23 protein-coding genes are annotated in these 24,700 nt (G+C 37.1%); 12 read left to right on the forward strand and 11 right to left on the reverse strand.

Features of this window, described 5'->3' with window-relative positions; genetic code table 11:
* The 3 genes from EXE10_RS08430 to EXE10_RS08440 form a co-directional block, all read right to left on the reverse strand.
* A partial coding sequence (locus tag EXE10_RS08430) for a phage late control D family protein (RefSeq protein WP_213073848.1) occupies positions 1–789 on the reverse strand: 789 nt, incomplete at its 3' end.
* A 136-nt stretch (positions 790–925) separates the two neighbouring features.
* The gene (locus EXE10_RS08435) at positions 926–1,405 is read right to left on the reverse strand and encodes a winged helix-turn-helix transcriptional regulator (RefSeq protein ID WP_130113060.1); all 480 of its coding nucleotides are present in this window, start codon (positions 1,403–1,405) and stop codon (positions 926–928) included.
* A gap of 431 nt (positions 1,406–1,836) precedes the next feature.
* Entirely contained in the window at positions 1,837–3,054 is a 1,218-nt protein-coding gene (locus tag EXE10_RS08440; protein ID WP_130113061.1) for an alkane 1-monooxygenase, read from the reverse strand.
* Positions 3,055–3,245: 191 nt separating this feature from the next.
* Between EXE10_RS08440 and EXE10_RS08445 the strand changes: the two genes are divergently transcribed.
* Positions 3,246–4,178, forward strand: coding sequence for an AraC family transcriptional regulator (locus EXE10_RS08445; RefSeq protein ID WP_130113062.1), 933 nt, complete (start codon positions 3,246–3,248; stop codon positions 4,176–4,178).
* 158 nt (positions 4,179–4,336) lie between these two features.
* On the opposite strand, the gene EXE10_RS08450 is transcribed toward EXE10_RS08445, so the two are convergent.
* The 3 genes from EXE10_RS08450 to EXE10_RS08460 all read right to left on the reverse strand — a co-directional run bounded on the left by EXE10_RS08450 (position 4,337) and on the right by EXE10_RS08460 (position 7,295).
* Positions 4,337–6,205: a SurA N-terminal domain-containing protein gene (locus EXE10_RS08450; RefSeq protein ID WP_130113063.1), complete on the reverse strand. Its 1,869-nt coding sequence runs from the start codon at positions 6,203–6,205 to the stop codon at positions 4,337–4,339.
* Positions 6,206–6,375: 170 nt separating this feature from the next.
* Positions 6,376–6,648: an HU family DNA-binding protein gene (locus EXE10_RS08455; protein ID WP_004720620.1), complete on the reverse strand. Its 273-nt coding sequence runs from the start codon at positions 6,646–6,648 to the stop codon at positions 6,376–6,378.
* Positions 6,649–6,815: 167 nt separating this feature from the next.
* Positions 6,816–7,295, reverse strand: a complete 480-nt coding sequence (locus EXE10_RS08460) for a phasin family protein (RefSeq protein WP_227542670.1) — start codon at positions 7,293–7,295, stop codon at positions 6,816–6,818.
* 274 nt (positions 7,296–7,569) lie between these two features.
* Here EXE10_RS08460 and EXE10_RS08465 point away from each other — a divergent pair, with 274 nt between their 5' ends.
* From EXE10_RS08465 to fdx, 8 genes are all read left to right on the forward strand, one after another.
* Positions 7,570–8,223 carry a hypothetical protein gene (locus tag EXE10_RS08465; RefSeq protein ID WP_130113064.1) on the forward strand — a complete coding sequence of 218 codons (654 nt, stop codon included), beginning with the start codon at positions 7,570–7,572 and terminating at the stop codon, positions 8,221–8,223.
* 150 nt (positions 8,224–8,373) lie between these two features.
* Positions 8,374–8,847, forward strand: coding sequence for an Rrf2 family transcriptional regulator (locus EXE10_RS08470; protein ID WP_068974720.1), 474 nt, complete (start codon positions 8,374–8,376; stop codon positions 8,845–8,847).
* Position 8,848: 1 nt separating this feature from the next.
* On the forward strand, positions 8,849–10,066 hold the full coding sequence (locus EXE10_RS08475; RefSeq protein ID WP_130113065.1) for an IscS subfamily cysteine desulfurase: 1,218 nt from the start codon (positions 8,849–8,851) through the stop codon (positions 10,064–10,066).
* A 120-nt stretch (positions 10,067–10,186) separates the two neighbouring features.
* Positions 10,187–10,573 (forward strand): Fe-S cluster assembly scaffold IscU, encoded by a 387-nt coding sequence (gene iscU, locus EXE10_RS08480; RefSeq protein ID WP_005010233.1) that lies wholly within the window; start codon positions 10,187–10,189, stop codon positions 10,571–10,573.
* Positions 10,574–10,617: 44 nt separating this feature from the next.
* A complete protein-coding gene (gene iscA / locus EXE10_RS08485) occupies positions 10,618–10,938 on the forward strand; it encodes an iron-sulfur cluster assembly protein IscA (protein WP_068974718.1) in 321 nt (106 codons plus the stop codon).
* 178 nt (positions 10,939–11,116) lie between these two features.
* Entirely contained in the window at positions 11,117–11,632 is a 516-nt protein-coding gene (hscB, locus tag EXE10_RS08490; RefSeq protein WP_130113066.1) for a Fe-S protein assembly co-chaperone HscB, read from the forward strand.
* 75 nt (positions 11,633–11,707) lie between these two features.
* A complete protein-coding gene (gene hscA / locus EXE10_RS08495) occupies positions 11,708–13,567 on the forward strand; it encodes a Fe-S protein assembly chaperone HscA (RefSeq protein ID WP_130113067.1) in 1,860 nt (619 codons plus the stop codon).
* 16 nt (positions 13,568–13,583) lie between these two features.
* Positions 13,584–13,922 carry an ISC system 2Fe-2S type ferredoxin gene (fdx, locus tag EXE10_RS08500; RefSeq protein ID WP_087551831.1) on the forward strand — a complete coding sequence of 113 codons (339 nt, stop codon included), beginning with the start codon at positions 13,584–13,586 and terminating at the stop codon, positions 13,920–13,922.
* Between the two features lie 137 nt (positions 13,923–14,059).
* On the opposite strand, the gene EXE10_RS08505 is transcribed toward fdx, so the two are convergent.
* From EXE10_RS08505 to EXE10_RS08525, 5 genes are all read right to left on the reverse strand, one after another.
* Complete coding sequence (locus tag EXE10_RS08505; protein WP_130113068.1) at positions 14,060–15,514, reverse strand: adenylate/guanylate cyclase domain-containing protein; 1,455 nt, start codon at positions 15,512–15,514, stop codon at positions 14,060–14,062.
* A gap of 55 nt (positions 15,515–15,569) precedes the next feature.
* Positions 15,570–16,004, reverse strand: a complete 435-nt coding sequence (locus EXE10_RS08510; RefSeq protein ID WP_087551830.1) for an HIT domain-containing protein — start codon at positions 16,002–16,004, stop codon at positions 15,570–15,572.
* Between the two features lie 228 nt (positions 16,005–16,232).
* Positions 16,233–19,694, reverse strand: coding sequence for a transcription-repair coupling factor (gene mfd / locus EXE10_RS08515; protein ID WP_130113069.1), 3,462 nt, complete (start codon positions 19,692–19,694; stop codon positions 16,233–16,235).
* Between the two features lie 84 nt (positions 19,695–19,778).
* The gene (locus EXE10_RS08520) at positions 19,779–20,249 is read right to left on the reverse strand and encodes a hypothetical protein (RefSeq protein ID WP_130113070.1); all 471 of its coding nucleotides are present in this window, start codon (positions 20,247–20,249) and stop codon (positions 19,779–19,781) included.
* 14 nt (positions 20,250–20,263) lie between these two features.
* Complete coding sequence (locus EXE10_RS08525; protein ID WP_130113116.1) at positions 20,264–20,620, reverse strand: hypothetical protein; 357 nt, start codon at positions 20,618–20,620, stop codon at positions 20,264–20,266.
* A gap of 152 nt (positions 20,621–20,772) precedes the next feature.
* Here EXE10_RS08525 and EXE10_RS08530 point away from each other — a divergent pair, with 152 nt between their 5' ends.
* The 3 genes from EXE10_RS08530 to EXE10_RS08540 all read left to right on the forward strand — a co-directional run bounded on the left by EXE10_RS08530 (position 20,773) and on the right by EXE10_RS08540 (position 24,690).
* Positions 20,773–21,936 (forward strand): cupin domain-containing protein, encoded by a 1,164-nt coding sequence (locus tag EXE10_RS08530; RefSeq protein ID WP_130113071.1) that lies wholly within the window; start codon positions 20,773–20,775, stop codon positions 21,934–21,936.
* A 61-nt stretch (positions 21,937–21,997) separates the two neighbouring features.
* Positions 21,998–22,861 carry an SAM-dependent methyltransferase TehB gene (gene tehB, locus EXE10_RS08535; protein WP_130113072.1) on the forward strand — a complete coding sequence of 288 codons (864 nt, stop codon included), beginning with the start codon at positions 21,998–22,000 and terminating at the stop codon, positions 22,859–22,861.
* Positions 22,862–23,019: 158 nt separating this feature from the next.
* On the forward strand, positions 23,020–24,690 hold the full coding sequence (locus EXE10_RS08540; protein WP_130113073.1) for an FMN-binding glutamate synthase family protein: 1,671 nt from the start codon (positions 23,020–23,022) through the stop codon (positions 24,688–24,690).
* Positions 24,691–24,700 lie beyond the last annotated feature (10 nt).

Below are 24,700 nucleotides of genomic sequence, written 5' to 3' on the forward strand. Positions count from 1 at the left end.
GGCTTGCCAGCGTTGTACATGAACGGCTGTCGGTTGTAGGCTACGTTGTCCGATAAAGCTGGTGATGCTGTCTTGTTTTTCTGTGGCACTGCTACGGTGGTAACGAATATTTCTGCGATCTAGTGCTTTGTATTGGCTATTGTCATCAATTAACCGAAGTTTCTGTGCTTGGATTTGTGTTGCTGAGTTTGGTACTTGTAGTTGTGCTTCATCAATCAGCCAGTTAATGCCTTCACTTCGCATCAAACGAGTCAGAAAGTCGTAATCACTTTCGTTACTTTGCATGATGAATGGACGAATGTCATAGTCTTGTTTGAGTCCGCTTTTATCTAAAGTTAAGCTTGAAGCGAATAAAGGGCTTTTGTCTTGCCATTCTTTAAAGATGGTTTCGATGACTTCAACTGCCGATTTGTTCATGAATACACGGCTGTTTCGGCGTTTGTGCCACAGTGAAGTTGCATCTTGTAATTTGAGTTTGTAAATCGTCAGTGAACCGTCACTTTGTCCTTGGGCAGCTTCGGTGATGATCCCTGTAGTACGGAACAGTTGTCCTGCATCAGTCACTTGGTCGATGGCAACTTGTGTACCAATGAATTGTTTTAATGGAATGGTGGCTGATGTTGAAAGGCAAATCAATTCAGCAGACACGCCTTGGTTCAACGCATGTTGTCCATCAATACGTTGTAAGTAGACGTGTTGGTTTAAATCTGTATTTGTAAATTGGATATGAATGGCACGTTTTTGGGCGGTGAGTCCAAGCTGATCCAATATTTTAGAAATTATTTCCATATATTTTTTAATATTATGTATTTTTTATTAATTCTATATTAAGAAAAAATAATGAAAAGCTTTATCACATTTTTTAACAATTATTCAAACAAACTAAATATCGAAAAATATCAGCGATAACATCAATAAATGTTAATCAAGCTAATTTATTCTTTTCTAAATACTGATAAAAAGCAGTTGTCATCATCGGTTTCACTTGTCGTGCGCTAATCACTTCTTTGCACTCTGAACATATCAGTGTCGGTGTAAACTGATGCCCACAACTTTTATGTTCATAAACTACGGGCGCACCTAAACCTTCATCCATCCATTTATCTGCCCAAGTGGTCATGGTCAATAGGATAGGATATAGATCTAATCCTTTTTCAGTTAAGCGATATTCAAAACGTTCTTGGCGGTCAATATAAGGAACTTTTACCAAAATTTCTTGTTCAACCAAACGTTTTAAACGCTCAGACAAAACATGCCGAGTAACGCCTAAATTCTCTTGAAAATCGTCAAAACGACGGATTCCCATAAATGAATTGCGTAGAATAAGCATCGTCCAACGATCGCCTAGAACAGATAATGTTCGCGCAATTGAACACGGTTGTTTGCCTATTTCTTCCCACTTCATACATTCATCCGACTAAAAATTTAAATTTTATTAAAATAAATTCAAGCTTATAAATATAGTATAAATCTTACAATTAAACATCTAATCTTTGTATTTGAATATCATTCAGTCTCGATTGAATCATACAATAGACTTTTTGCGAAAGTTTGTTTCGGCAATATCTGAATACATAGTGAATATTCCCCCTCCTTTCAAAAGGAGAAACATCGTTCCGCAAGAGGGTGAGGTTTTTTATTTAAAAGCCCTCTTCCTAGCCTTCTCCCTGAGCCATATATGGCGCAAGAGAAGGAACTCCCGATATCCATTTGAATATGTCTTGAATCTAAAACTTGAACATTTTATGACTTACGAAAGAGGTTTGATATGCTCTTAAATTTACATTAAGGTGTAAAAAAGCCCTCCTCAAAGGGCTTTCATACAAAATTCACAATCTATTTATTAAGTAGTTTATCAATCACACCAAACTTCTTAAACAAACTTGCTCGGCGTTTTGGATAAATATTGGCCTTATTCAAATCACCTTTATAATGCTCAAAAACACGTTTATCCATGATTTTAAACCACCATTCAGGAATCATGGCTGGCAATAGCATGCTCGCATAACCACTTGGCAAATCAGGCGCCTCATCAAAATGACGCAATGCTTGGAACGGACGTGTCGGATAGGCATGATGATCGGAATGACGTTGTAATTGATATAAGAATAAATTGGTCACAATATTGTTATTATTCCAACTATGTTCTGGCATGGTGCGTTCATATTTGCCATTTTCATCTTTTTGGCGTAACAAACCATAGTGTTCGATATAGTTAATAATTTCAAATAAACCAATACTATAAGCCGATTGCGTGACTAAATAAGGAAGAATCCCTTTGCCAAACAAACCCACCATTGTCGAATGGAATGTACCTGTCATTGCCCAGCCTTGTAACAGTTCATTTTCCTTCGTCCAAAAACCTAAACCCTTACGTTTTAAACGATTACGCTCAATTTCAATGGCTGATTTAAATGAGCCAATCACGGTACGTGGTAAAAACTCATAAAAAGTTTCACCCATTTGTGATGAAGCTGGATCTTCTGGTGTCGCAGCACGTTTGTGGTGCCCATAAGGATGTTCAATACGGAAATGGTTATAACCTGATGGAACCAATGCCAAATGCGAAAGTATATGATCTATACGTGCCGACTTATGACTCAATTCATGGGCGGTATTGATCGCAATCCCGTTGATTGCGCCCATTGAAATACCCAATAAAACCTTATCCAGTAATGACGTTGTTTTACGACTGGTTAAGTAGCATGCATAAACATTAGCAATGTATTGTAGTGGAATAAATGTTTTGACTAAACGTGAATAATACGGATCTTGTTCAAGCAGTTTCACATCTTCCGCAGTTGGATTATTTTTGTCTTTACCCACAATACTATCAATGGTTGGGATAATCACATGCAGAACCAATGGCCCACCTAAAGCAAAAACTTTTTTTAATGGTTTTGGTGAAAATTGATAACCCGCCAAAATCCCAATACCAATCACAGGTAATGCAGGGCTAATCATCCACAAATAACGTTTTTTATCGAGTGCTAAACCTGATTTTGGTTGAAGCTCTTGCAGTTGTTGTTCTGTTAATTGGACTGGAGCATTCATTACTATATCTTCCCTATCTTTCTCATTCACTATATATTTCAATAAATACAGTGCTAAAAACAGTTGTAAGCGTCCAAAAAACCTATGAAAAAGTCTTTGGCACGTTCAACCTAGAGATTGTCCTGTGCGCACATGTTTTAATGCAGTGAATTATTTTTAATATTTAAAACTTGGAATTTTTTGATCAGCCTATGGATGCTCTCAGCAAAATTTTTGATGATATTCATCTCAACCATTCAGAATATATTTATTTGCAAGCGCAAGGTGATTGGTCATTTCAAAGCCCTGCACAGGATTCTGTGATCGCACACATAGTGTTGTATGGTGATGCTTATTTAGAAATCACACCTCAAATGCGGGTTGAACTGCATACTGGCGATATGTTTTTAATTCCTGCTGGGATCGCGCATAGTGTAAAAAATCATCCAAATACACAACTGGTTGAAAGTTTAAATATTGCCCCGTTATTTGATGGGCTTCGTCAAGATGCGATTGAATTTGGTCACAGTCGTTTGAATGGAGACAATCAAAAAACTTTAATTTTATCGGTTCGTTGCCAAATGAATGCCATTATGGCTCGCCCGTTGATTAATGCACTCCCACCATATTTACATCTTCAAAATGCCTTGAGTGATGATGCACCTGAATGGCTCAGAATCGGCTTATATTTTGTTTCTGCTGAAACACGCCGTAGCATGGCTGGAAAAAATAAAATTATGGATCATGTCGTTAGCATCCTGATGATCGAATGTGTGCGTGATTATATTGAACAAATGCAGCATCAAAATAATTGGCTCAATGCCTTGATTCATCCTGAGTTGTCTAATGCTTTAGCTGCCATTCACAGTCGTCCCGAACATAACTGGACAGTTGAAAGTTTGGCAGAAACCTGTTGTATGTCGAGATCTAAGTTTGCCAATTTATTTAATCAAATTATTGGCGAAACACCTTTGGCATATCTGCAACAACATCGTTTACGTTTAGCGAGCCAATTATTGAAACAAGGACAACTCTCTATTCAACAAATCGCACATCAAGTTGGATATTCTTCTGAAACTGCATTTAGCCAAGCTTTTAAAAAGCAATTTGAACTTAGTCCAAGTCAATATCGTAATCAAAAATAATCGTTTTAGATAATTTTTTAAGTCGTTAAGTTAATTATGGAATGCTTAGGCTATTTTCAATAAATATATAATCAACAGCATCAATCACTGAAAGTTAATGAATACAATAACCACAGACCTAAAAAAAGCGCCGAAGCGCTTTTTTTATTGTTCAAATATTATTTAATTTTTGCATGATTCTTTAAGTAACGAGAGTAATCATCTAACAATTGCTCACCACGGAACTTTTGATACATTTGAGTTAATTGCTGCACTTCTGCAGGATTCATTTGATCAATTGCAGTGTGTTTTACATTCGAAACCGCCACAACAACCAATTCATTTGGTAGTTTTGCTGTAGTTACAGACCACATACCAGCTTTAGGTGCGGGTTGGCTAAATGCAGCACGTTCAATTTCACGTTTCAAACCTTGTGAACGGGTAAAAATACCAGCATGTACAAAATTGTATTGATACTTTGTCGTTACTTGTTGTGCAGGAAGCTTTTTAAAATCTGCAATCATCGCATTTAATTTAGCATGTGCAGCATCAAATGCTTTTTGCTCAATCAGCAGTGCTTTAACACGTGGCGTTGCTTGAGCTAAAGGCAATGCACCAGCAGCATGGTATTTACGTGCTTTAATCCAAACCGTATCACCATTGGCAGTTTGGATACTACTTGAAGCTGTAGTATTGCCATTCTTCACATCTTCACTGAACAGTTTAGATTTTACCGCTGGATCAGCTAAAACAGCATTCGTAGTTGCTAAAGTAACACCGTTGGCTGATTGAACTTGAACAGTTTTAACCGCTTCAGATACGACATCTAAAGCATCACTACTCACCACTTGTTCATTCAAACTGTTTACAGTATCTGAGAAATAATTTGCTGATTTATTCTTCAATACTTCCGCAGTTAATTCTGCTTTTTTCGCTTCAAATGAAGGGACATCTGCTGATGCAGTATGTACTTCAATCAAATGATAACCAAACTGAGTTTTAACTGGTTTAGAAACTTGACCATTTGGCGTAGAAGTCACTGCTTTATCAAAGTCCGCACCAAATACACCAGGTGCATAAGCAGCAAGTGCACCACCTTTGGTTTTTGAATCTGGGTCTTCAGAATATTGTGCCGCAGCTTGAGCAAAAGAAGTACCTGCTTGAATTTTTGCATAGACTTCATTTGCAAGTGTAGCTGCTTGCTCAGGACTACGAGTATCCGTCGTAATCATAATATGCTTCACTTCACGCTTCGCATCCTGATTTTGCTTTTCTACAAATTGATCATAAGCTTGTTTCAATTCTGCATCAGTTGCAGCAGCATTTGGCTGTGTCAATGTTGTAGGGCTTAAAACCACATAATCTACATCAACTGAAGCAACCTGCTTAAACTTATTTTGATGCTTATTATAATAGTCCGCAATTTCCTGATTGCTGACTTTTACATTTGCTTTATAGTCATCCAGTTTTACACTCGACAAAAATAGTTCACGTTGTTCAGACTGCAAATTCGCAATTTGTTGAATATCAGTTTTACTGACCAATGCATAATCAGTAAATGTACTCATCAACATCTTTAACGCATGATCTTGACGTAAGTTCGCAATCAAACTTTGACTGGTCATCCCTTGTGAACGCAAATAGTTCGCATATAAAGCTTGAGAAAATTGACCATTTTCTTGCAAGCTTGGTTGTTGCGCGATCATTTGTTCAATTTGTGCATCACTCAGTGAAATACCCAGTTTATCCGCTTGCTGGATTAAAAGTGCACGAGCAACTAAATTATCAAGCACAGCATTTTGAATAAAAGATTGATTCAATAAAGATTCATCACCATTCACACTTTGTAGCAACTGATCTTTATAAGCTTTTGTCTGCGCTTCTAAATCTTTTTTCGAAATATCTTGACCATTAACAGTTTTAGCTACGTCTTCTTTTTGCCCACCACTGAAGTAACCTTCAATACCAACTACAGCAAATGGCGCTAAAAATAACACAAGGAGAACTTTACCAAACCAGCCCCTTATGAGAGTGCGAAACGATTCCATGAGTATTCCAATATTTTATTTCGTAAGGATTCTAACTGAAATTGAGATGTGAATGAATGAGCAATCAATGATAAATTGATTTATTTGATAAAATTTAACGTCTAACTCATTTTTTTAATTTATTTTTATAAAAAACGCGCCACTTGGGCGCGCAATTTATTCAGCTCAGATTATGCAACTGAGTCTTTCAAACCTTTACCAGCTTTAAAGCTAGGAACTTTACTTGCTTTAATTTGAAGTTCTTCACCAGTTTTAGGGTTACGACCTGTACGTGCTGCACGATCTTTAACACTAAAAGTACCAAAGCCAACTAAAGTAACCGTATCACCTTTTTTAAGTGCTTCACCAATTGAAGCAATAGTCGCATCTAAAGCTTTACCAGCATCAGATTTTGACAATCCCCCTTTTTCTGCAATCGCATCGATTAATTCTGATTTATTCATGAAGATTACGTCCTCTTATATCGTTTGTTTAAGTTCCAAGGCTGTAGATCAAAGGCCATGACGACTTTATAGCAATGCTTTGGGGGGAAACGCAAGACTTCAAACACGCTTTTCTTTAAAAAAACGACTAAAAAATACGTTTTTTTTAGGTTTTGCATTCATTCGATCTATTTTTTTAACAATTGCTCACGTAAGTTCTGATTCTCTTCAGCAAGTGCATCTACCTTATTGTGTAACTGTAAAATAAGGCTTTCAAGATGCTGTAAATCTTTTGCTGTGACTAAACCAATACGGTTTAATGAATGATTTACACTCTGATCAATTAACTTTTCAACTTTATCTTTTGTTTCAGTCACAGATTCTTTGGTTTTCTCTGTCACCTTAGTCACTGTTTGATCCGTCACCTCAACAGTTTTTGACTCTAACTCTTCGCCCACCTTAACCAAGGAGTCAAAAAGTTTATTTCCCTCTTCTTCTGCTCTTGAAAATGCGCCTAAACCTGCAAGCCAGATTTGTTTGGTATATTTTCTAAAATCCAATGCTGACTTGCGCTGCGCACGCGATTTATTCTCAAGTGTCCCTGACTCATTTTTTAATTCTTGATCCACTTCAACACTATCCTGTTGTTCCAGACTATTCTTTTTCATAACTCACCCAACTCCCGAACTTCAGTCTCAAATGGCCTTTTATGACCAAATTATGTAGAAAATATATCTATAATATCAAATAAAACTATTGAACCTTTTGCTAAACTGTTCTACAAAGCAAAGTAATTATTAATTGTTAAAGCATATTTCTCAATTTTAATTTGGTGTATTTACACACCTCTGTTTGATTTATGGATTTTTATGCTAATTTTGTGATTTAATTCACACTTATTGCATTGAGATTGGATTCTCAAATTTTGTACAGGAATTTTTTATGAGCGAATCGCAACAAAAACAAGGTCAAACTCGTTTGTTGCTCAACATAGTCATGATTATCTTGGAGACAATTTATTCATTTATACTTAAGCATGACCGCGTTGTTCGTTTGCAAGCCAAAAAGTTTGTAGCTCAACAAATTACGATTAAAATAAATAGTTATATCCCGTATTTTGACTTCTATGTACAATTTACTGATCGTGGAATCCTATTTGATCTTCAAGCACCAGAAAAAGAAGTTGATCTTACTGTTGGAAGTACATTATTAGATCTAGTTCAAATTTTCGTATTTGCCAATCGTCGCAGTATGAAAAAGATGCGTCTTGAAGGCAATGATGTTGTTAAAGAACAGTTTCGTGACCTTATCATCCATTTAACTGCACCTAAACTTCTCTCTGATTGGAAGCAATGGCTTACCAATCCCGATGATGATAATCAGACTAAAGCATCTAAAAAACGCATCGCCCCTTTACTTGAAAAAATTGACGTACAACGATCAAAAATCAATAGTTTACAAGTCGAAGTGAAGCAATATCAAAATCGCGTAAAACGCATGCAACAGCATCAGCAACGTCTCTATACTGCTTTAGGCGTATTGGGCTTCCTATTTGTAGCATTAGTCGTGTATAATTTGTGGCAAATATTTATTTAAAACCGAAATAAATACTTCATTATTCATATAATTATTATTCTAGAAACAAATTCTGACTAATTTAGTCAGAATTAAATTCAAAAATACTTGACTAATTTAGTCAGAATTCATAAAATTCATACATCTAATCTAAAACATGTGTATCGAATCATGCGCCTAACTACTCGCGGTCGCTACGCAGTGACTGCACTACTCGACTTAGCATTGCAGCCAGCTGAACAAACGATTACGCTTGCAGAAATTGCAGCTCGCCAAACAATTTCCGTTGCTTATCTTGAACAATTATTCGCAAAATTAAAGCGTCATGGTTTAGTTTCAAGTGTTCGTGGCGCAAATGGTGGCTATCATTTAGCGCGTCATGCTGAAGAAATTACTGTCTTAGAAATTATTGAAGCTGTAAATGAAACTGTAGATGCTACACGTTGTGACCATAAAGGTAACTGCCAAAATGGTGCAATGTGTTTGACTCACGATTTATGGCAAGAACTCTCCCTCCATATTGCCGATTATTTAGCTAAAATCACACTTGCTGACCTTGTAGCTCGTGACAACGTGCAAACCGTTGCTGTTCGCCAAAATTCAGCTCCACTTGATTCAGCCCTTTTATCGGTTACAGGTATTTGACATGAAACGTCCGATTTATCTTGACTATGCAGCAACTACGCCTGTTGATCCTCAAGTAGCAGAACGCATGATGGAGTGTTTAACCTTTGATGGTACATTCGGTAATGCTGCTTCTCGCTCACATGCTTATGGATGGCAAGCTGAAGAAAAAGTTGAATATGCACGTGAACAAGTCGCTAATTTAATTAAAGCTGATCCACGCGAAATCGTATGGACTTCTGGTGCAACTGAATCTGACAACCTTGCACTTAAAGGTATTGCTCAATTCTATGCATCTAAAGGCAAACACATCATCACAAGTAAAATTGAACATAAAGCAATTTTAGATACGTGTCGTGAATTAGAAGAAGAAGGTTTTGAGATCACTTATCTTGAACCTGAACCTAAAACAGGTTTGATTACGCCTGAAATGGTTCAAGCTACCCTTCGCCCAGATACGATTCTTGTTTCACTGATGATGGTGAACAACGAAATCGGTACAGTCACTGATGTTGCTGCGATTGGCGAACTTACTCGCGCCAATAAAACATATTTCCACGTAGATGCTGCACAAGCTGCAGGTAAAGTTGAAATCGACCTTTCTACAATGAAAGTAGATTTGATGAGCTTCTCTGGTCATAAAGTCTATGGTCCTAAAGGCATCGGCGCACTTTATGTTCGTCGTCAACCACGTGTGCGTATCAAAGCACAAATGCATGGTGGTGGCCATGAACGTGGTATGCGCTCGGGTACACTTGCGACTCACCAAATTGTTGGTATGGGTGAAGCATTTGAACTTGCAGGTAAATCTTTACAAGCTGAACAAGCACGTTTACGTGTACTTCGTGACAAACTTTGGAATGGCTTACAAGATTTAGAACAAGTGTTCTTAAATGGTCACCCTGTTTACAATGTTGCCAACTACCTAAACGTAAGCTTCAACTTTGTTGAAGGTGAATCATTGATGATGGCATTGAAAGATGCTGCGGTATCATCTGGTTCAGCATGTACTTCTGCAACATTAGAACCTTCTTATGTACTTCGTGCATTAGGTCTTTCTGATGAGTTAGCACATAGTTCTATCCGTTTCAGTTTCGGTCATTACACCACTGAAGAAGACATTGACCACGTGATCGAAATTACCAAAGCTGCGGTAGAAAAGTTACGTGAACTTTCTCCACTTTGGGACATGTACAAAGAAGGTATCGACTTAAATTCAGTAGAATGGGCTGAACATTAAGTTTCCGGATTTAAATAAAATTCAAACACGGCATTTTATTGAAAATCAGTAAAATGCCACCATATTAGACTGTAGCAATACAATATTATCAACGCTGACCCCGAGGTTTGGAGAAGCATCATGGCTTATAGTGAAAAAGTAATTGATCATTACGAAAATCCTCGTAATGTTGGTGTTTTGGATAAAAATGCAGAAAACGTTGGTACAGGTATGGTCGGTGCACCAGCTTGTGGCGATGTTATGCGTTTACAAATTCAAGTCGATGACAACGGTGTAATTGAAGAAGCACGCTTCAAAACTTATGGCTGTGGCTCTGCAATTGCTTCAAGTTCATTGGTAACAGAATGGTTAAAAGGTAAAACTTTAGACGAAGCTCAAGCGATCAAAAATATCGACATCGCAACTGAACTTGCGCTTCCACCTGTTAAAGTACACTGTTCTGTACTTGCAGAAGACGCAATCAAAGCTGCTGTTGAAGATTATCGTAGCAAGAAAACTAAAGCCTAATATCTGTTGAACCCTTTTACAGATAATTTTTTATCGGAGTTTTCATGATCAATCTAACTGAAACTGCTGCAACTCATATCAGCAATTACTTAAAGAATCGCGGTAAGGGTGAAGGTATTCGTCTTGGTGTGAAAACTTCAGGCTGTTCTGGCTTGGCTTATGTACTTGAGTTCGTCGATGATATCGATGCACATGACCAAATGTTTGAACAGTTTGGCGTTAAAGTTTTTGTAGATCCAAAAAGTTTGGTTTATCTCGATGGCATGGAAATGGACTATGTGAAAAATGGTCTCAATGAAGGCTTCGAGTTTAATAACCCAAATAAAAAAGGTGAATGTGGTTGCGGTGAATCTTTCACTGTTTAACCTTGGTTGTATTATTTTTTATGTATAATACGCCCTGCACTTTTTGACAATAAAACAGTGTTTTGCACTGTTTTATTCATATTTGTTTCATGCAAATTTAATTTATGACGATAACATCAAGAACATATTGTTTTGTCATTTTAAATTTGCGATAAACCATCAACGTGGATGAATGCCGATGAATCATTTTGAGTTATTCGATCTCCCTGAAGCACTCGATATTGATTTAGCAACTTTAAAAGCTAATTTTCTAACACTACAACAACAGTATCATCCCGATAAAGCGGATGATAAAGACCAAGCCTTGATTAAGTCGAGCGAGATTAATCAAGCTTATAAAGCTTTGTCGAATGTTGATAGTCGTGCTGCTTATTTACTCTCTCTTAAAAAGCAAGATCACCATCTCGACCAATCCATCAGTGATTTTGAGTTTTTACAATCTGCGCTAGAAATCCGTGAACAATTGGATGAAGCGACAAATACTGATCAATTGCATTCACTTAAAAAAGAAGTTCAACAATGGATTGATGGTCTTGTACGTGAATTCAAAATTGATTTTGATGACGAAGATTGGGCTGAAGCACGAGATACGGTGCGTAAATTACGCTTTTTCCAAAAAGTCATGAATGACATCGATAAAGCAGAAGATCAGCTTTTAGATGATGAAGATTTTAGCTTAGATGATGATTTTTAATTAATTCTTTAAAAATTATTATTGTTCAATAGAAATATGTTTTTGCTTTTAGATTTTATTTTAAGGATGTAACACATGGCACTCTTGCAAATTGCTGAACCAGGACAATCAAGTGCGCCACATGAACACCGTATTGCCATTGGTATAGATTTAGGTACAACGCATTCGCTTGTCGCTACAGTATTGTCAGGTAAAGCCAAAGTGCTGAATGATGAACAAGGTCGCGTGTTACTTCCTTCGATTGCACATTATTCTAAAAATTCAACAGAATATGGTGATGCTGCCAAGCCTTTTATCACCACTGATCCTAAAAACACCATTGTTTCGGTTAAGCGTTTTATGGGACGCTCAAAGGCAGATATTAAATTTCAACATCCTTATACCTTAGTCGGTGCGGATAATGAAATGCCTGCATTTGAAACCAATCAAGGGCGTAAAACGCCAGTCGAAATTTCAGCAGAAATCTTAAAACAACTCAAAGATCGTGCTGAACAAAGCTTAAATAATCCTGTTAATGGTGCGGTAATTACCGTTCCTGCTTATTTCGATGAAGCACAACGTCAAGCAACGCGTGATGCAGCTGAACTTGCAGGTTTAAATGTTTTAAGACTCTTAAATGAACCCACTGCTGCTGCTGTTGCTTATGGTTTAGACCAAGATACAAATCTAAGTGCAGATCACAACTATGTCATCTATGATTTAGGTGGTGGTACTTTCGACGTTTCAATTTTACGTTTTTCTCAAGGTGTGTTTGAAGTTTTAGCCACTGGCGGTCATACCGCGCTGGGTGGTGATGACTTAGATCGCTTGATTGTTAAATGGGCAAAAAAACAACTCAACATCGAAACTTTAGATGATGCTGAATATGCACATTTCATTGTTTCAGCACGTAAAGCCAAAGAAGCACTAAGTGATGCAGAATCTGTTGATATTAAAGTATTAACCCATCATTTAACTTTAGATCGTGCAACATTTGAAGACATTATCAAGGTTGCTTTAGACAAAACAATTAGCGTCTGTAAACGTGTTTTACGTGATGCAAAACTTGAACTTGATGATATTCAAAATGTCGTTTTAGTCGGTGGCTCAACACGTTCTTATGCAGTACAAAAAGCAGTTCAAGACGTATTTAATCAAGAACCGCTCTGCACCATTAACCCAGATGAAGTCGTTGCAATTGGTGCTTCGATTACAGCGAATCAACTGATTGGCAATTCTAAAGACGGTTCACTGCTTTTAGACGTTACCCCGCTATCTCTTGGCTTAGAAACTATGGGTGGCTTAGTTGAACGCTTAATCTCACGTAACACAGCAATTCCTGTTGCACGTCGCCAAGAATTTACCACCTATCAAGATGGTCAAACTGCCATGCTGATCCATGTAGTCCAAGGCGAACGTGATTTAGTTGAACATTGTCGTAGTTTAGGTCGTTTCGTACTGCGTGGTATTCCACCAATGACTGCGGGTCAAGCACGTATTGAAGTGACTTTCCAAGTCGATGCTGATGGTCTCCTCACTGTTGCAGCCAAAGAAACGACTTCTGGTGTCCATGCGCAAATCGACATTAAGCCCTCTTATGGCTTGTCAGAACAAGACACTGAACGTTTGTTACTTGATGGTTATAAATTTGCTGAAGAAGACAAAAACCTTCGTCATTTAAATGAAACCAAAGTTGAAGCTCGCCGTGAACTCGAAGCCCTCGAACAAGCGCTGAAAGTCGATGCTAGATTACTCAGTCCTGAACAATTAACTGGACTTAATCAAGCAGCAGCAGAGCTTAAATCGCAACTCGAAACTGATGATATCAAAGCCATTGAACATGCTGTTGAGCACCTTAAAACTCACAGTGATGCTTTTGCTGCTGAACGTATGAATCAACATATTGATCATGCGCTCAAAGGCACTAAACTCGATGACTGGTCAAACTCAAACTAATTTATAGGTAAAGACTATGCCACGTATTAAAGTACTACCTCATGCAACAATTTGTCCAAATGGTGCTGAGTTTGAAGTTGAACCGAATGCAAACCTTTGCCAAAGTCTTTTGGACAATGGCATCAAAATTGAGCATGCTTGTGACATGTCAAAAGCATGTACAACATGTCATGTTGTTGTGCGCAAAGGTTTTGATGAACTTGAAGAAATGGATGATGTTGAAGCAGATCTTTTAGACCGTGCTTGGGGCTTAGAACCTGATTCTCGCCTTTCATGCCAAGTCAAAATTACCGATGAAGACATGGAAATTGAAATTCCGAAGTACACCATTAACCATGCTTCAGAAAATCATTAATTTGCGACCAACAAATTAAGATTCAAAAGCCACTGTAATCAGTGGCTTTTTATTGCAACTTTTTAGCTCGTAAAATATTTGATGATTTATAAAATGAATCGAATAATTTTGGAAAATTTATTTTTTAAATAAGGTATTTAATGTGAGGTATACGTCGTCTTTACTTCATCTTCAGCATTTAATCTTGCAACACCATGAGCATTGGTTAATTTTTGCTGAACTTTGATTCGAGCGACCATTTTTTCCAAAACTTCAACAAGTTCAGAATATTCAAAATTTTGTACTTCCTCCAAATTTAACACCAAATGGAAACCTTTATATTCATAATCGAACCATTGCTGATTTTCATTTTTAGATGCTGAATATTTTTCCATCACTTGCCATGTACGGACTTTACCTTGAATCCCTTTGAGTTCAATCGGAGATTTAGGTGCACAAAGATAATCATTTTTAACCAATTTATAGGTTTCATCAGATACTAAAATTTCATCAATTTCCGCAGCACTTTGTAAACGAGCAGCCAAATTTGCATCACGCCCGACGATGGTATATGCCATACGGTGTACTGCACCATAGTTCCCAACGTGGCAATAGCCTGTACTAATCCCCATACGAATATGTAAAGGCGCATAGCCCATCTTGATCCAGCGTTCACGGAGAAACTTCATCTGTTGACGCATCGCAATCGCCATATCGATACAGTTCTTAGCATCCTGTTCAACACCTTGAGAATCAGGATCGCCGAAGAAAATAAGAATGGCATCACCCATAAACTTATCAACAGTCGCACCATATTGTTTGGCAATTTCAGTCATATGACTCAAATAATCATTCAAAACAAATGCTAAATCGTCTGGGATTAAGGTTTCCGATAATTCTGTAAAACCTTGAATATCAGAAAAGAAAACGGTAATTTTTTTACGCTTATATTCAATTTTTGCTTCAGTTTCACCGCGCATAATCGCTTGCCATAACTGTAAAGGCGCATAACGACTAAGCTGATTAGACAACTCAATATAGCGATTCATTTCATTGAAATAGGTATTCTTTTGTTTTTCAACAGATTTAATACGGCGACTTTGGTAATAATTTCCAATATTGATAAACAGAATAATGCTAACAAAGGAAAGTACAGTAAGTTCTGGACTGGTTTGTTGAAAATAATCTTCAAAACCAAAAATAAAAATAATATTGGTATAAAACACAACAAAGGCAATCAGCACTGCCAATGAGCCCATCATGAAACTAATTTTATTATTTAATGCAGTATATAAAATCGCAAACAACATAATAAAAGTAACGACTAGGCTAAGGTGTACAGCAGCTAAAGCAATCGATACCACAATGACATCAATAAGAAAATAAACGTTTTTCCTTAATTTTGCCCCGTATTTATACTCCAACCAATGCGATAACTTTGGACTGATTAAAAAAATAAAACCAATAAAAATAGGAACATAAATTTGATATGTAGCAACAGGAGAAGTGAAATAATAAACAATAACGATCAAAGCAATAATTAAATACCCCATAATCCTCTGGAGTATTTCAAATTGCTTTGGCTCTTTATCCAACATACGTTCAAATGGCAAACTGATTTACCTCGAATGTCATTTATTAAACACTTCCCATGTGTCGTATTGGAATTTAATCCATACGCCAATCAAATGGCATGTCACCCTGACCACGTAACGCTAGCATCAAGGTCTGACGCATGTGAGCTAATACTTCATTGGTATATGGAACCGCTGGTGTTCCAAATACAGGTTTTGGCCATGCAACATCATTTTGATAACGAACAATATGGTGAAAATGTAATTGTGGCACCATATTACCAAGTGCAGCTACATTCATTTTATCAGCACGGAATACACGAGAAAGTTGACTAGACAACCAGCTCGATTCACGTAAAAACTGCTCTTGATCAGCTTGACTTAATTCATATAACTCAGTGATACCAGGTACACGTGGAATCAAAATCAACCACGGGAATTGCATATCATTCATTAAACGACATGTTGAAAGCGGAAAATCGCCTACAAAAAAAGTATCTTGAGCAAGTTGTGGATGCAAACTAAACATATCTTTATAAATGACGCAAAATTAAAAGGATGGGTAATACTAACACATCGGTTTTCATGTGAATATTGGTTATCTTGTGTTTTGGTACAAATAAATAAAGTTTGTTTTGAACCGAATCACAATTACACTTTAAAGATTCAGAGAATTTTATCAAGTGCTTTTGTAGAAATTTTTACTTTTTTTCAAAAAATGCTTTGCCTAACACATATTAGGCAAAGTATTGATATTTTATCGTTTTATTTCTGCTAAAAGATTATTCAATAAATCTTGAACAAACTGAATCCGCTTTTCATTTTCCTCCAACATAACACTGACTTTAAGTCGTTGCCCGCCATCCATTCGGAACCAAGTCGGATGCTTTTGCATCATTTGAATGATACTGATGGCTTGGACTGGTGTATCTGGTGAAAATTCAATTACGCCACCATTCGCACCAATATCAATTTTAGTAATTTCCAATTGTTCAGCTTTGATACGAATCTGATGTACGCTAAATAGCTGTTTTACAGGCTGTGGCGGTACCCCAAAGCGATCAATCAACTCCATACGAATATGATCAAGCTTCTCTTGCGTATCGGTATTACTGATTCGTTTATAGAACATCAGACGCTGATGTACATCACCCAGATATTCGTCTGGAATCAATGCAGGCATGTGCAAAGTAATTTCAGAGGTCAGTGATAGTGGTGAGTCAAAGTTTGGTGTTTTACCTTGCTGAATGACTTTGGTCGCTTTGGCTAACATTTCCATATAAAGGCTATAACCGATGGTATTCATTGAGCCACTTTGTTGTTCTCCTAATAACTCGCCCGCACCACGAATTTCTAAATCTTCGGTTGCTAACATGAAGCCAGCCCCTAAATTTGAAGCTCGTTGAATCGCATCCAGGCGTTTTTCAGCATCACCCTTTAAGCCTTTTAATGATGGAACCATTAAGTATGCATAGGCTTGGTGATGTGAACGTCCAACACGACCACGAAGCTGATGTAATTGCGCTAAACCAAGTTTATCTGCACGTTCGATAATAATTGTATTGGCATTTGGTACATCAATCCCTGTTTCAATAATCGTTGAACAGACTAAAACGTTATATTCTTTGTGATAAAACTGTTGCATGACTTGTTCTAGTTCACGTTCGCGCATTTGCCCATGTGCCACGGCGACACGCGCTTCTGGCACTAAATTACGAATATTTTCAGCAGCACGTTCGATTGTATCTACTTCATTATGTAGAATATAAACTTGCCCACCACGCAATAATTCACGCAGAATCGCCTCTTTCATAGTGGCATCAGTTTGTTCATTAACAAATGTTTTGACCGCAAGACGACGCGCTGGTGGTGTCGCAATGATGGATAAATCACGCATACCACCGAATGCCATATTCAAAGTACGAGGAATTGGCGTTGCAGTGAGTGTCAACATATCCACATCGGCACGCATAGCTTTTATTCGCTCTTTATCACGCACACCAAAGCGATGTTCTTCATCGACAATCATTAAACCTAAGTTTTTAAATTGCACATTTTCCTGAAGAATTTTGTGTGTTCCGATGACAATATCAACTTTCCCATCAATCAAATCTTCAATAATTTTGGTATGAGCTTTGTTCGTTCCAAATCGTGAAAGGACTTCCACTCGAATTGGCCAATCGGCGAATCGGTCTTTAAACGACTCATAATGCTGCTGTGCTAAAAGTGTCGTCGGCACTAAAACCGCAACTTGCTTATTATTTTGTACGGCAACAAATGCCGCACGCATTGCCACTTCAGTTTTACCAAAACCTACATCACCACAGACCAAACGATCCATCGGTTTAGCTTGTTGCATATCATACAAAGTTGCTTCAATCGCATTGGCTTGATCAAGCGTTTCTTCATAAGCAAATCCACTAGAAAATTGCATATAAGAACTTTGTTCTAACTCAAAACTAATCCCAGGCTTAGACTGACGACGCGCTTGAATATGCAATAACTCAGCTGCAACATCATGAATTTGTTCAAGTGCTTTACGTTTGGCTTTATTCCATGCATCTGTGCCTAATTTATGTAATGGTGCTAAATCAGGATCGCCTCCACTAAAACGACTAATCAAATGTAAATTGGTAACAGGAACATAAACTTTTGCGTCGTCTGCATAATTCAGTTGCAGAAACTCATAATCTTGTTCATCAATATTTAGTGTAACCAAACCTGCATATCGACCTACACCATGATCAATATGAACGACAGGCGCGCCTATATTTAATTCGGTCAAACTACGAATCAAAAACTCTTCTGAAACTTCTTGTTGGCGTTTTTTACGGCGCTGAACGACGCGATGTTCGTAGAGTTGATTTTCTGAAATTACAGACAAGCTATCTGTAATAAGTAAACCACGGTCTAAAGGCGCATTGGTAATCGCAACTGAGAAATTAGACTGTTGAAATGCTGCAAAATTTTCAACAACTGGAATTTCACCAAGGCTAGGTCGAAGCGCATCTTTTAATGTTTCTCGTCGACCCGCACTTTCTGCAACCAGTAAAACAGGATGGTTAGCTTCATCGACATAATTTTTAACAACTTTAAATGGCTGTTCTTGTTTCGGATCTACAGGAAGTCGAGGCGGAATTTCAGTAGAAAGATTGATACAACCTGCTTTCAATTCAATTGCGTCTACTGATGCAATAATTCTTGAAAATTTATTTAAATTTTCAAACAACTGATTGGGTTGGATAAAAATTTCTTCTGGAGGAAGTAAAGGTTGATCAACATTATGACGACGATCTTCGTAACGACGCATCACATCTGACCAAAAACTTAATAGACCTTCATCAATATTATGATCTGTAATGACAATAGCATTGCTAGGTAAGTACGATGTCAGAAAACTCTGCGTTTTCATGGCTTCTTGGCTAAAGAACAATGGAAAATAAAAATCTAAGCCCAGTGATGCAATACCTTCCAACACATCTTGGTAAATAGGATTTTTCTTAGGATTTGCTGTTGGAAAGCTTTCCGCATAGCGATCACGGAATATTGAACGTGCTTCTTTGAGTGGAAATTCTTTCGCAGGTAATACAGTAAATCGTTCTAATTTAGTTGTCGTTCTTTGTGTTTCAGGATCGAAGAATTTTAATGTATCAATTTCATCATCAAATAAGTCTATACGAATCGGTGCGCTTTGCCCCGATGCATAAATATCCATGATGCTGCCACGGACTGCAAATTCACCATGATCATAAACAGTATCGACCAGATGATAGCCTGCTTGAATCAATTTTAATTTTTGCTGTTCTAAATCAAACTTCTGACCGACTTTAATATCAAAATGTTCGCCCAACACCCAAGATGTTGGCGCAACACGCTGTACCAATGTCGTTGCTGAAACCAATAAAATCCCTTTCTTCGGCATATTGGCAAGTATTGAAAGACGTTCTGAAACAATATCTTGATGTGGCGATAAACGATCGTAAGGTAGGATTTCCCAATCTGGAAAAACTGTGGGTTTAAGCCCGTAAAACTCTAATTCACTTTCCAATTGGTTTAAGTGCTGATTATTACGAGCGACCAAAACATAAAGCTGATCAGATTTTTCTGAAATCTCTTTAAATAATAAGGCAGCAGACGACCCTAGCATTGAACCAATCCAACGCTTTTCACCTGCTTTCAGTTGTTTTAAATTAAGGTCTGAGATTTCTTGTTTAAACATAATCGCTTTCGGTCAAAAAGACATGGGCAATAGTTTAACATGATGACTTTATTCAGTTGAGTGATTTTGTTTTATCTTGTTGATTTAGTAGTTGCTAAACACCACCATTTTACCTTCTGGATAATGTCCACTCCAACCGCATGGTAAACCACCTTTTAAATAGATATTTAAAATTTCTTGCCACATTGGAGGAAAATAATCATTTGCATAACAATTAAAAATATAATCAAAATGAATCATCATTAACTCTTCTGCTACACTTACACCATCAATATTTTTCCATTTTTCTAGTAAACCATTTAAATTTTTAGCGAAAAAATTAAAAAAATTAGTTTTTGTTATCAAAAAGTGTGAAATTCTAACATTCAACTCCCATTCTGTGAACTCCTCACAACTTCCTTCACAGGCATATTTCATTCCCAATTGAGCATTAGTAATAACGAAATAGTCTTTATCTGTGTTAAATGGTTCTGAAAAGAAATTATCACCTTGAAGAAACTCAATAAAATCATTCGCTCTTTCAGCAATCTCTGCCCAGTTTTTTGCATATGTCATAATTGTTCAACCAATCACTTTTCTCTTTTAAATTCCTTATAATAATCACAAAGTTTTTGAACAATTTGTTTAAATTGATTCAAGTTTTCTTCTGTATTTCCTAATCTTGCTACATAACGACCTGAAGCTATTTCTAAATCAATTTTTTCATTGATCAAAATTGCCTTATAAAACAATTCTTTTAAATCATCGAAATTCTTGAGTTTTCGATTTGAAAAATATTCTAATCGTTCTGCCAATTCTTTATTCAAAACAATACCATCAACAATAAAGCCGTGTTCATTATCCAATTGAATATGATTTTTTTCTAAAAACTCTAGTTCAGCTTTCGCCTCTTTACCCTTAAATAAATCAGCAATTTTAGCAAACATCATCAGTACTCAATCAAAACGATTCATCTATCTTACGCTCAAATCACTTAAGTTAAAAATTAGCAGCAAATCAAGCCTTAAAACTTGCACCTTTCACGCGCTCATTAGACAATATATGCAAGATGAATCTATTTTTGCTTAGGCTATTTTAAATGTCTCAACCTTTAGATGTATTAGGCGCAATTACCGCAGAACAATTTCTCTCAGAATACTGGCAAAAGAAACCTCTTTTAGTCCGTAATGCAATTCCTGAAATCGCGAATATCCTCGTTCCCGATGATGTTATGGAGCTTGCATTGGATGAAAATGTCACTGCACGTTTAATAAAGCAAAAAGACAAAGATCCAAACCAATGGTCAGTTAAAACATCGCCTTTAATCAAAGGCGATTTTCAAAAAATGCCAAAGCTTTGGACGCTCCTTGTACAAGCCATAGATCACTATTCATTTGACTTGGCAGAACTTTGGAAGAAATTCCCTTTTATTCCACAATGGCGTCGTGACGACATCATGGTGTCATACGCACCACAAGGTGGTTCAGTCGGAAAACATTTTGATTTTTATGATGTATTTTTAGTACAAGGCTATGGTCATCGTCGTTGGCAACTGGGACAAATGTGTGATGCAGAGTCTGAGTTTGTTGCAGGACAACCGTTAAAATTGCTTCCTGAAATGGATGTAAATTTCGATGAAGTATTAGCACCTGGCGACTTACTCTATGTCCCACCAGGCTTATCTCATTACGGCGTTGCAGAAGATGAGTGCTTAACTTTCTCTTTTGGTTTCCGCATGCCAAATGTGCCTGATATGATGGATCGTGTTTGCGATAAATTTTCAGACAATTCGGAATTAAAAAATCCATTGCTAGATATTATCCGTGACCAAGTTTCAAATGCAGGTGAAGTTACCGAAAATGAACTCACTTATTTAAAAGCAAAAATCTTAGAACAATTGCAAAATTCAATTGTTTTAGATGATGCGATTATGAGTTTAATGTCTGAATCTAAATATCCTGAAAATATTCCTGAAGCAGAAGAAATTGGCACAGGTGATTTGGAAGAAGTGATTGATCAAGGCTATTTAATTCAACTTGAACCTGCTTCACGTTTACTTTATTCAGATCAAGATGACCAAGTATTGTTTTGGGCAAATGGTGAAGGGATTTGTATTTCCGAACAATTCACGCCTTTTTTACAAAAAATTGCTGATGGTCAAGCAATAGCATTGAATATTGAATTGGCTGATGATGAAATCTTAGAAGACATCGTAGGTTTGCTAAATGAATCTATTTTAATGCTTGTTCCAACTGAGGAATAAATGCGATAAGGTCTAGGTCAATCGACCTAGATCTGTTTTTTAAATCTAAAAGGAATCGAAGATGGAAAACTTACGCTGTTATCGTGAATTACCGATTTGGGACGCCAATAGTATTCCTCAAGGATTTAAACAAGCTCACAATACCAAAGTTGGTACTTGGGCAAAACTCAATATTCTACAAGGTCACTTAGACTTTGCCATGCTCAATGAACACGGCGACACCCTTTCTCAATACCCATTTAGCGTAGAAAATCAGCCACCTTTTATTACACCGCAAGCGTGGCATAAAATTGTTTCTACAAGTCCAGATGTACGCTGTCAACTAAGTTTCTACTGTGAAGCTGATGATTATTTTGCTAAGAAATATCAACTTTCACCAACACATTCTGAAATTCTTCTGGCAATGCCATACTTAAATACAGGTAAGGCTTTAGACGTTGGTTGTGGTCTTGGACGCAATACTTTGTATTTAAATCAACATGGTTTTCAGGTAGATGCCTTTGATGTCAATCCACAAAGTATTCAAAATCTAAATGACATCATTGAATTAGAAAAATTAGAGAATATTCAAACAGCTATACGTGATTTAAACCAAGATCAAAGTTTAGATGGATCGTACGATTTTGTATTTTCAACTGTCGTCATGATGTTTTTGCAGGCTGAAACTATTCCACTATTAATTCAAAATATGCAAAAAGTAACAAAAACCAATGGGGTTAATTTAATTGTCTGTGCGATGGATACAGACGATTATCCTGTGCAGTCCGATTTCCCATTTAGCTTTAAACCTCAGCAATTACGTGATTATTATCGAACTTGGAATATTTTAAAATACAATGAAAATGTTGGTGAATTACATCGTACCGATGAACAAGGCAATCGCATCAAACAACGATTTGCGACATTACTTGCCCAGAAAATCTAGTATTTTGACCGATTAGTAAATTATTCACACTAGGCATTTAATTCCTTAATGTTATTTTTAAAATAGAATCTTTCTTATTTCTAACAATTCAACACTTGAGAAAATGTCATAAAATTGGCAACTTAGTCGCATAATATTATGTTGGACAACCTATTCCTATGGCTAGCCCTGCTCAAGCAATTAGAAGTAAATTTTTTAATACTTTTTTTTCACGTTATTCTGTTTGGTTCCTTTGTTTATTCATTGCAATTTATCTAACTTGGACGATTTTTTTGCATGATTCACATTTTATTTACTATTTCTTTTCGGATACGGTTTTAAATATTGCATGGGTGATCAGTATCGCCCTAAGTGCTGTCGGAATTTATGACATTATTCAAAGTAAACACGCAATTTTAAGAAACTACCCAATTATGGGACATTTCCGTTTTTTCTTTGAAAGCTTTCGCCCTGAAATTCGTCAATATTTCATTGAATCAGATGAAGATGCTTTACCATTTTCTCGCTCTCAACGCAGTTTGGTTTATCAACGTGCAAAAAATGAAAATGCCGATAAACCGTTTGGTTCAATCATCAATGTATATCAAGATGATTACCGTTTTCTGACCCATTCTTTAGCGCCCTGTTCACCTGCTGATCAGCATACTTTTCGTATCAGTATTGGTAATGAGCAATGTAGCCAACCTTATAGTTCATCCATCATGAATATTTCTGCAATGAGCTTTGGTAGTTTAAGTGCCAATGCGATTCGTGCACTCAATAAAGGGGCTAAAATGGGGAACTTTTACCATGATACAGGTGAAGGTAGCTTAAGCCCTTATCATCTTGAAAATGGTGGAGATATTGTTTGGGAACTCGGGAGTGGTTATTTCGGTTGCCGTACTTTAGATGGAAAATTTGATCCTGAAAAATTCCAACAACAAGCTGTTAATCCTGTAATTAAAATGATTGAGATCAAATTATCACAAGGTGCTAAACCTGGGCATGGGGGTATCTTACCAAAACATAAAATCAGTGTAGAAATTGCTAAAATCCGTGGTGTCCCACGTGATCGTGACTGCGTTTCACCTGCTTCACATTCGGCATTTAGCAACCCTATTGAAATGATGCATTTCATCCAAAAGTTACGTGACTTATCTAACGGAAAACCCGTAGGTTTTAAACTGTGTATCGGGCAACCTTGGCAATTCATGGGGATTGTCAAAGCGATGTTGGAAACTAAAATTGTGCCTGACTTTATTGTAGTTGATGGTTCTGAAGGTGGTACTGGCGCTGCGCCGATCGAGTTGATTGATCATATGGGTACACCCTTACGTGAGGGCTTGCTCTTTGTGCATAATACTCTGGTTGGTGCGGGTTTACGTGACAAAGTCAAAGTTGGGGCAAGTGGTAAAATTATCAGTGCTTTTGATATTGCTAGTACCATGGCGATGGGTGCGGATTGGGTGAACTCTGCTCGTGGCTTCATGTTTGCCATTGGTTGTATCCAAGCACAAAGCTGTCATACCAATCAATGCCCTGTAGGCGTTGCGACACAAGATAAAGAGCGTCAAAAAGCGCTTGATGTTCCGACAAAATCTGAACGTGTTTTCCATTTCCAACAAAATACCTTAAAAGCACTGGCGGAAATGATTGCTGCTGCAGGCTTACAACATCCTGCGGAAATCAAAGCGCATCATTTGGCACAGCGTATCAATGACCGTGAAATTAAAAACTACGCGCAATTGCATTTTTGGATGAAAGATGGCGAATTACTTTCATGTGAAAATAAGGATGAGGATAACTTCTATTTTAGAATGTGGAATATGGCGAAGTCTGAACAGTTCTAATTCTTTATAT

The organism is Acinetobacter sp. WCHAc060033 (genome assembly GCF_004209125.1).
Classification (GTDB): Bacteria; Pseudomonadota; Gammaproteobacteria; order Pseudomonadales; family Moraxellaceae; genus Acinetobacter; species Acinetobacter wuhouensis.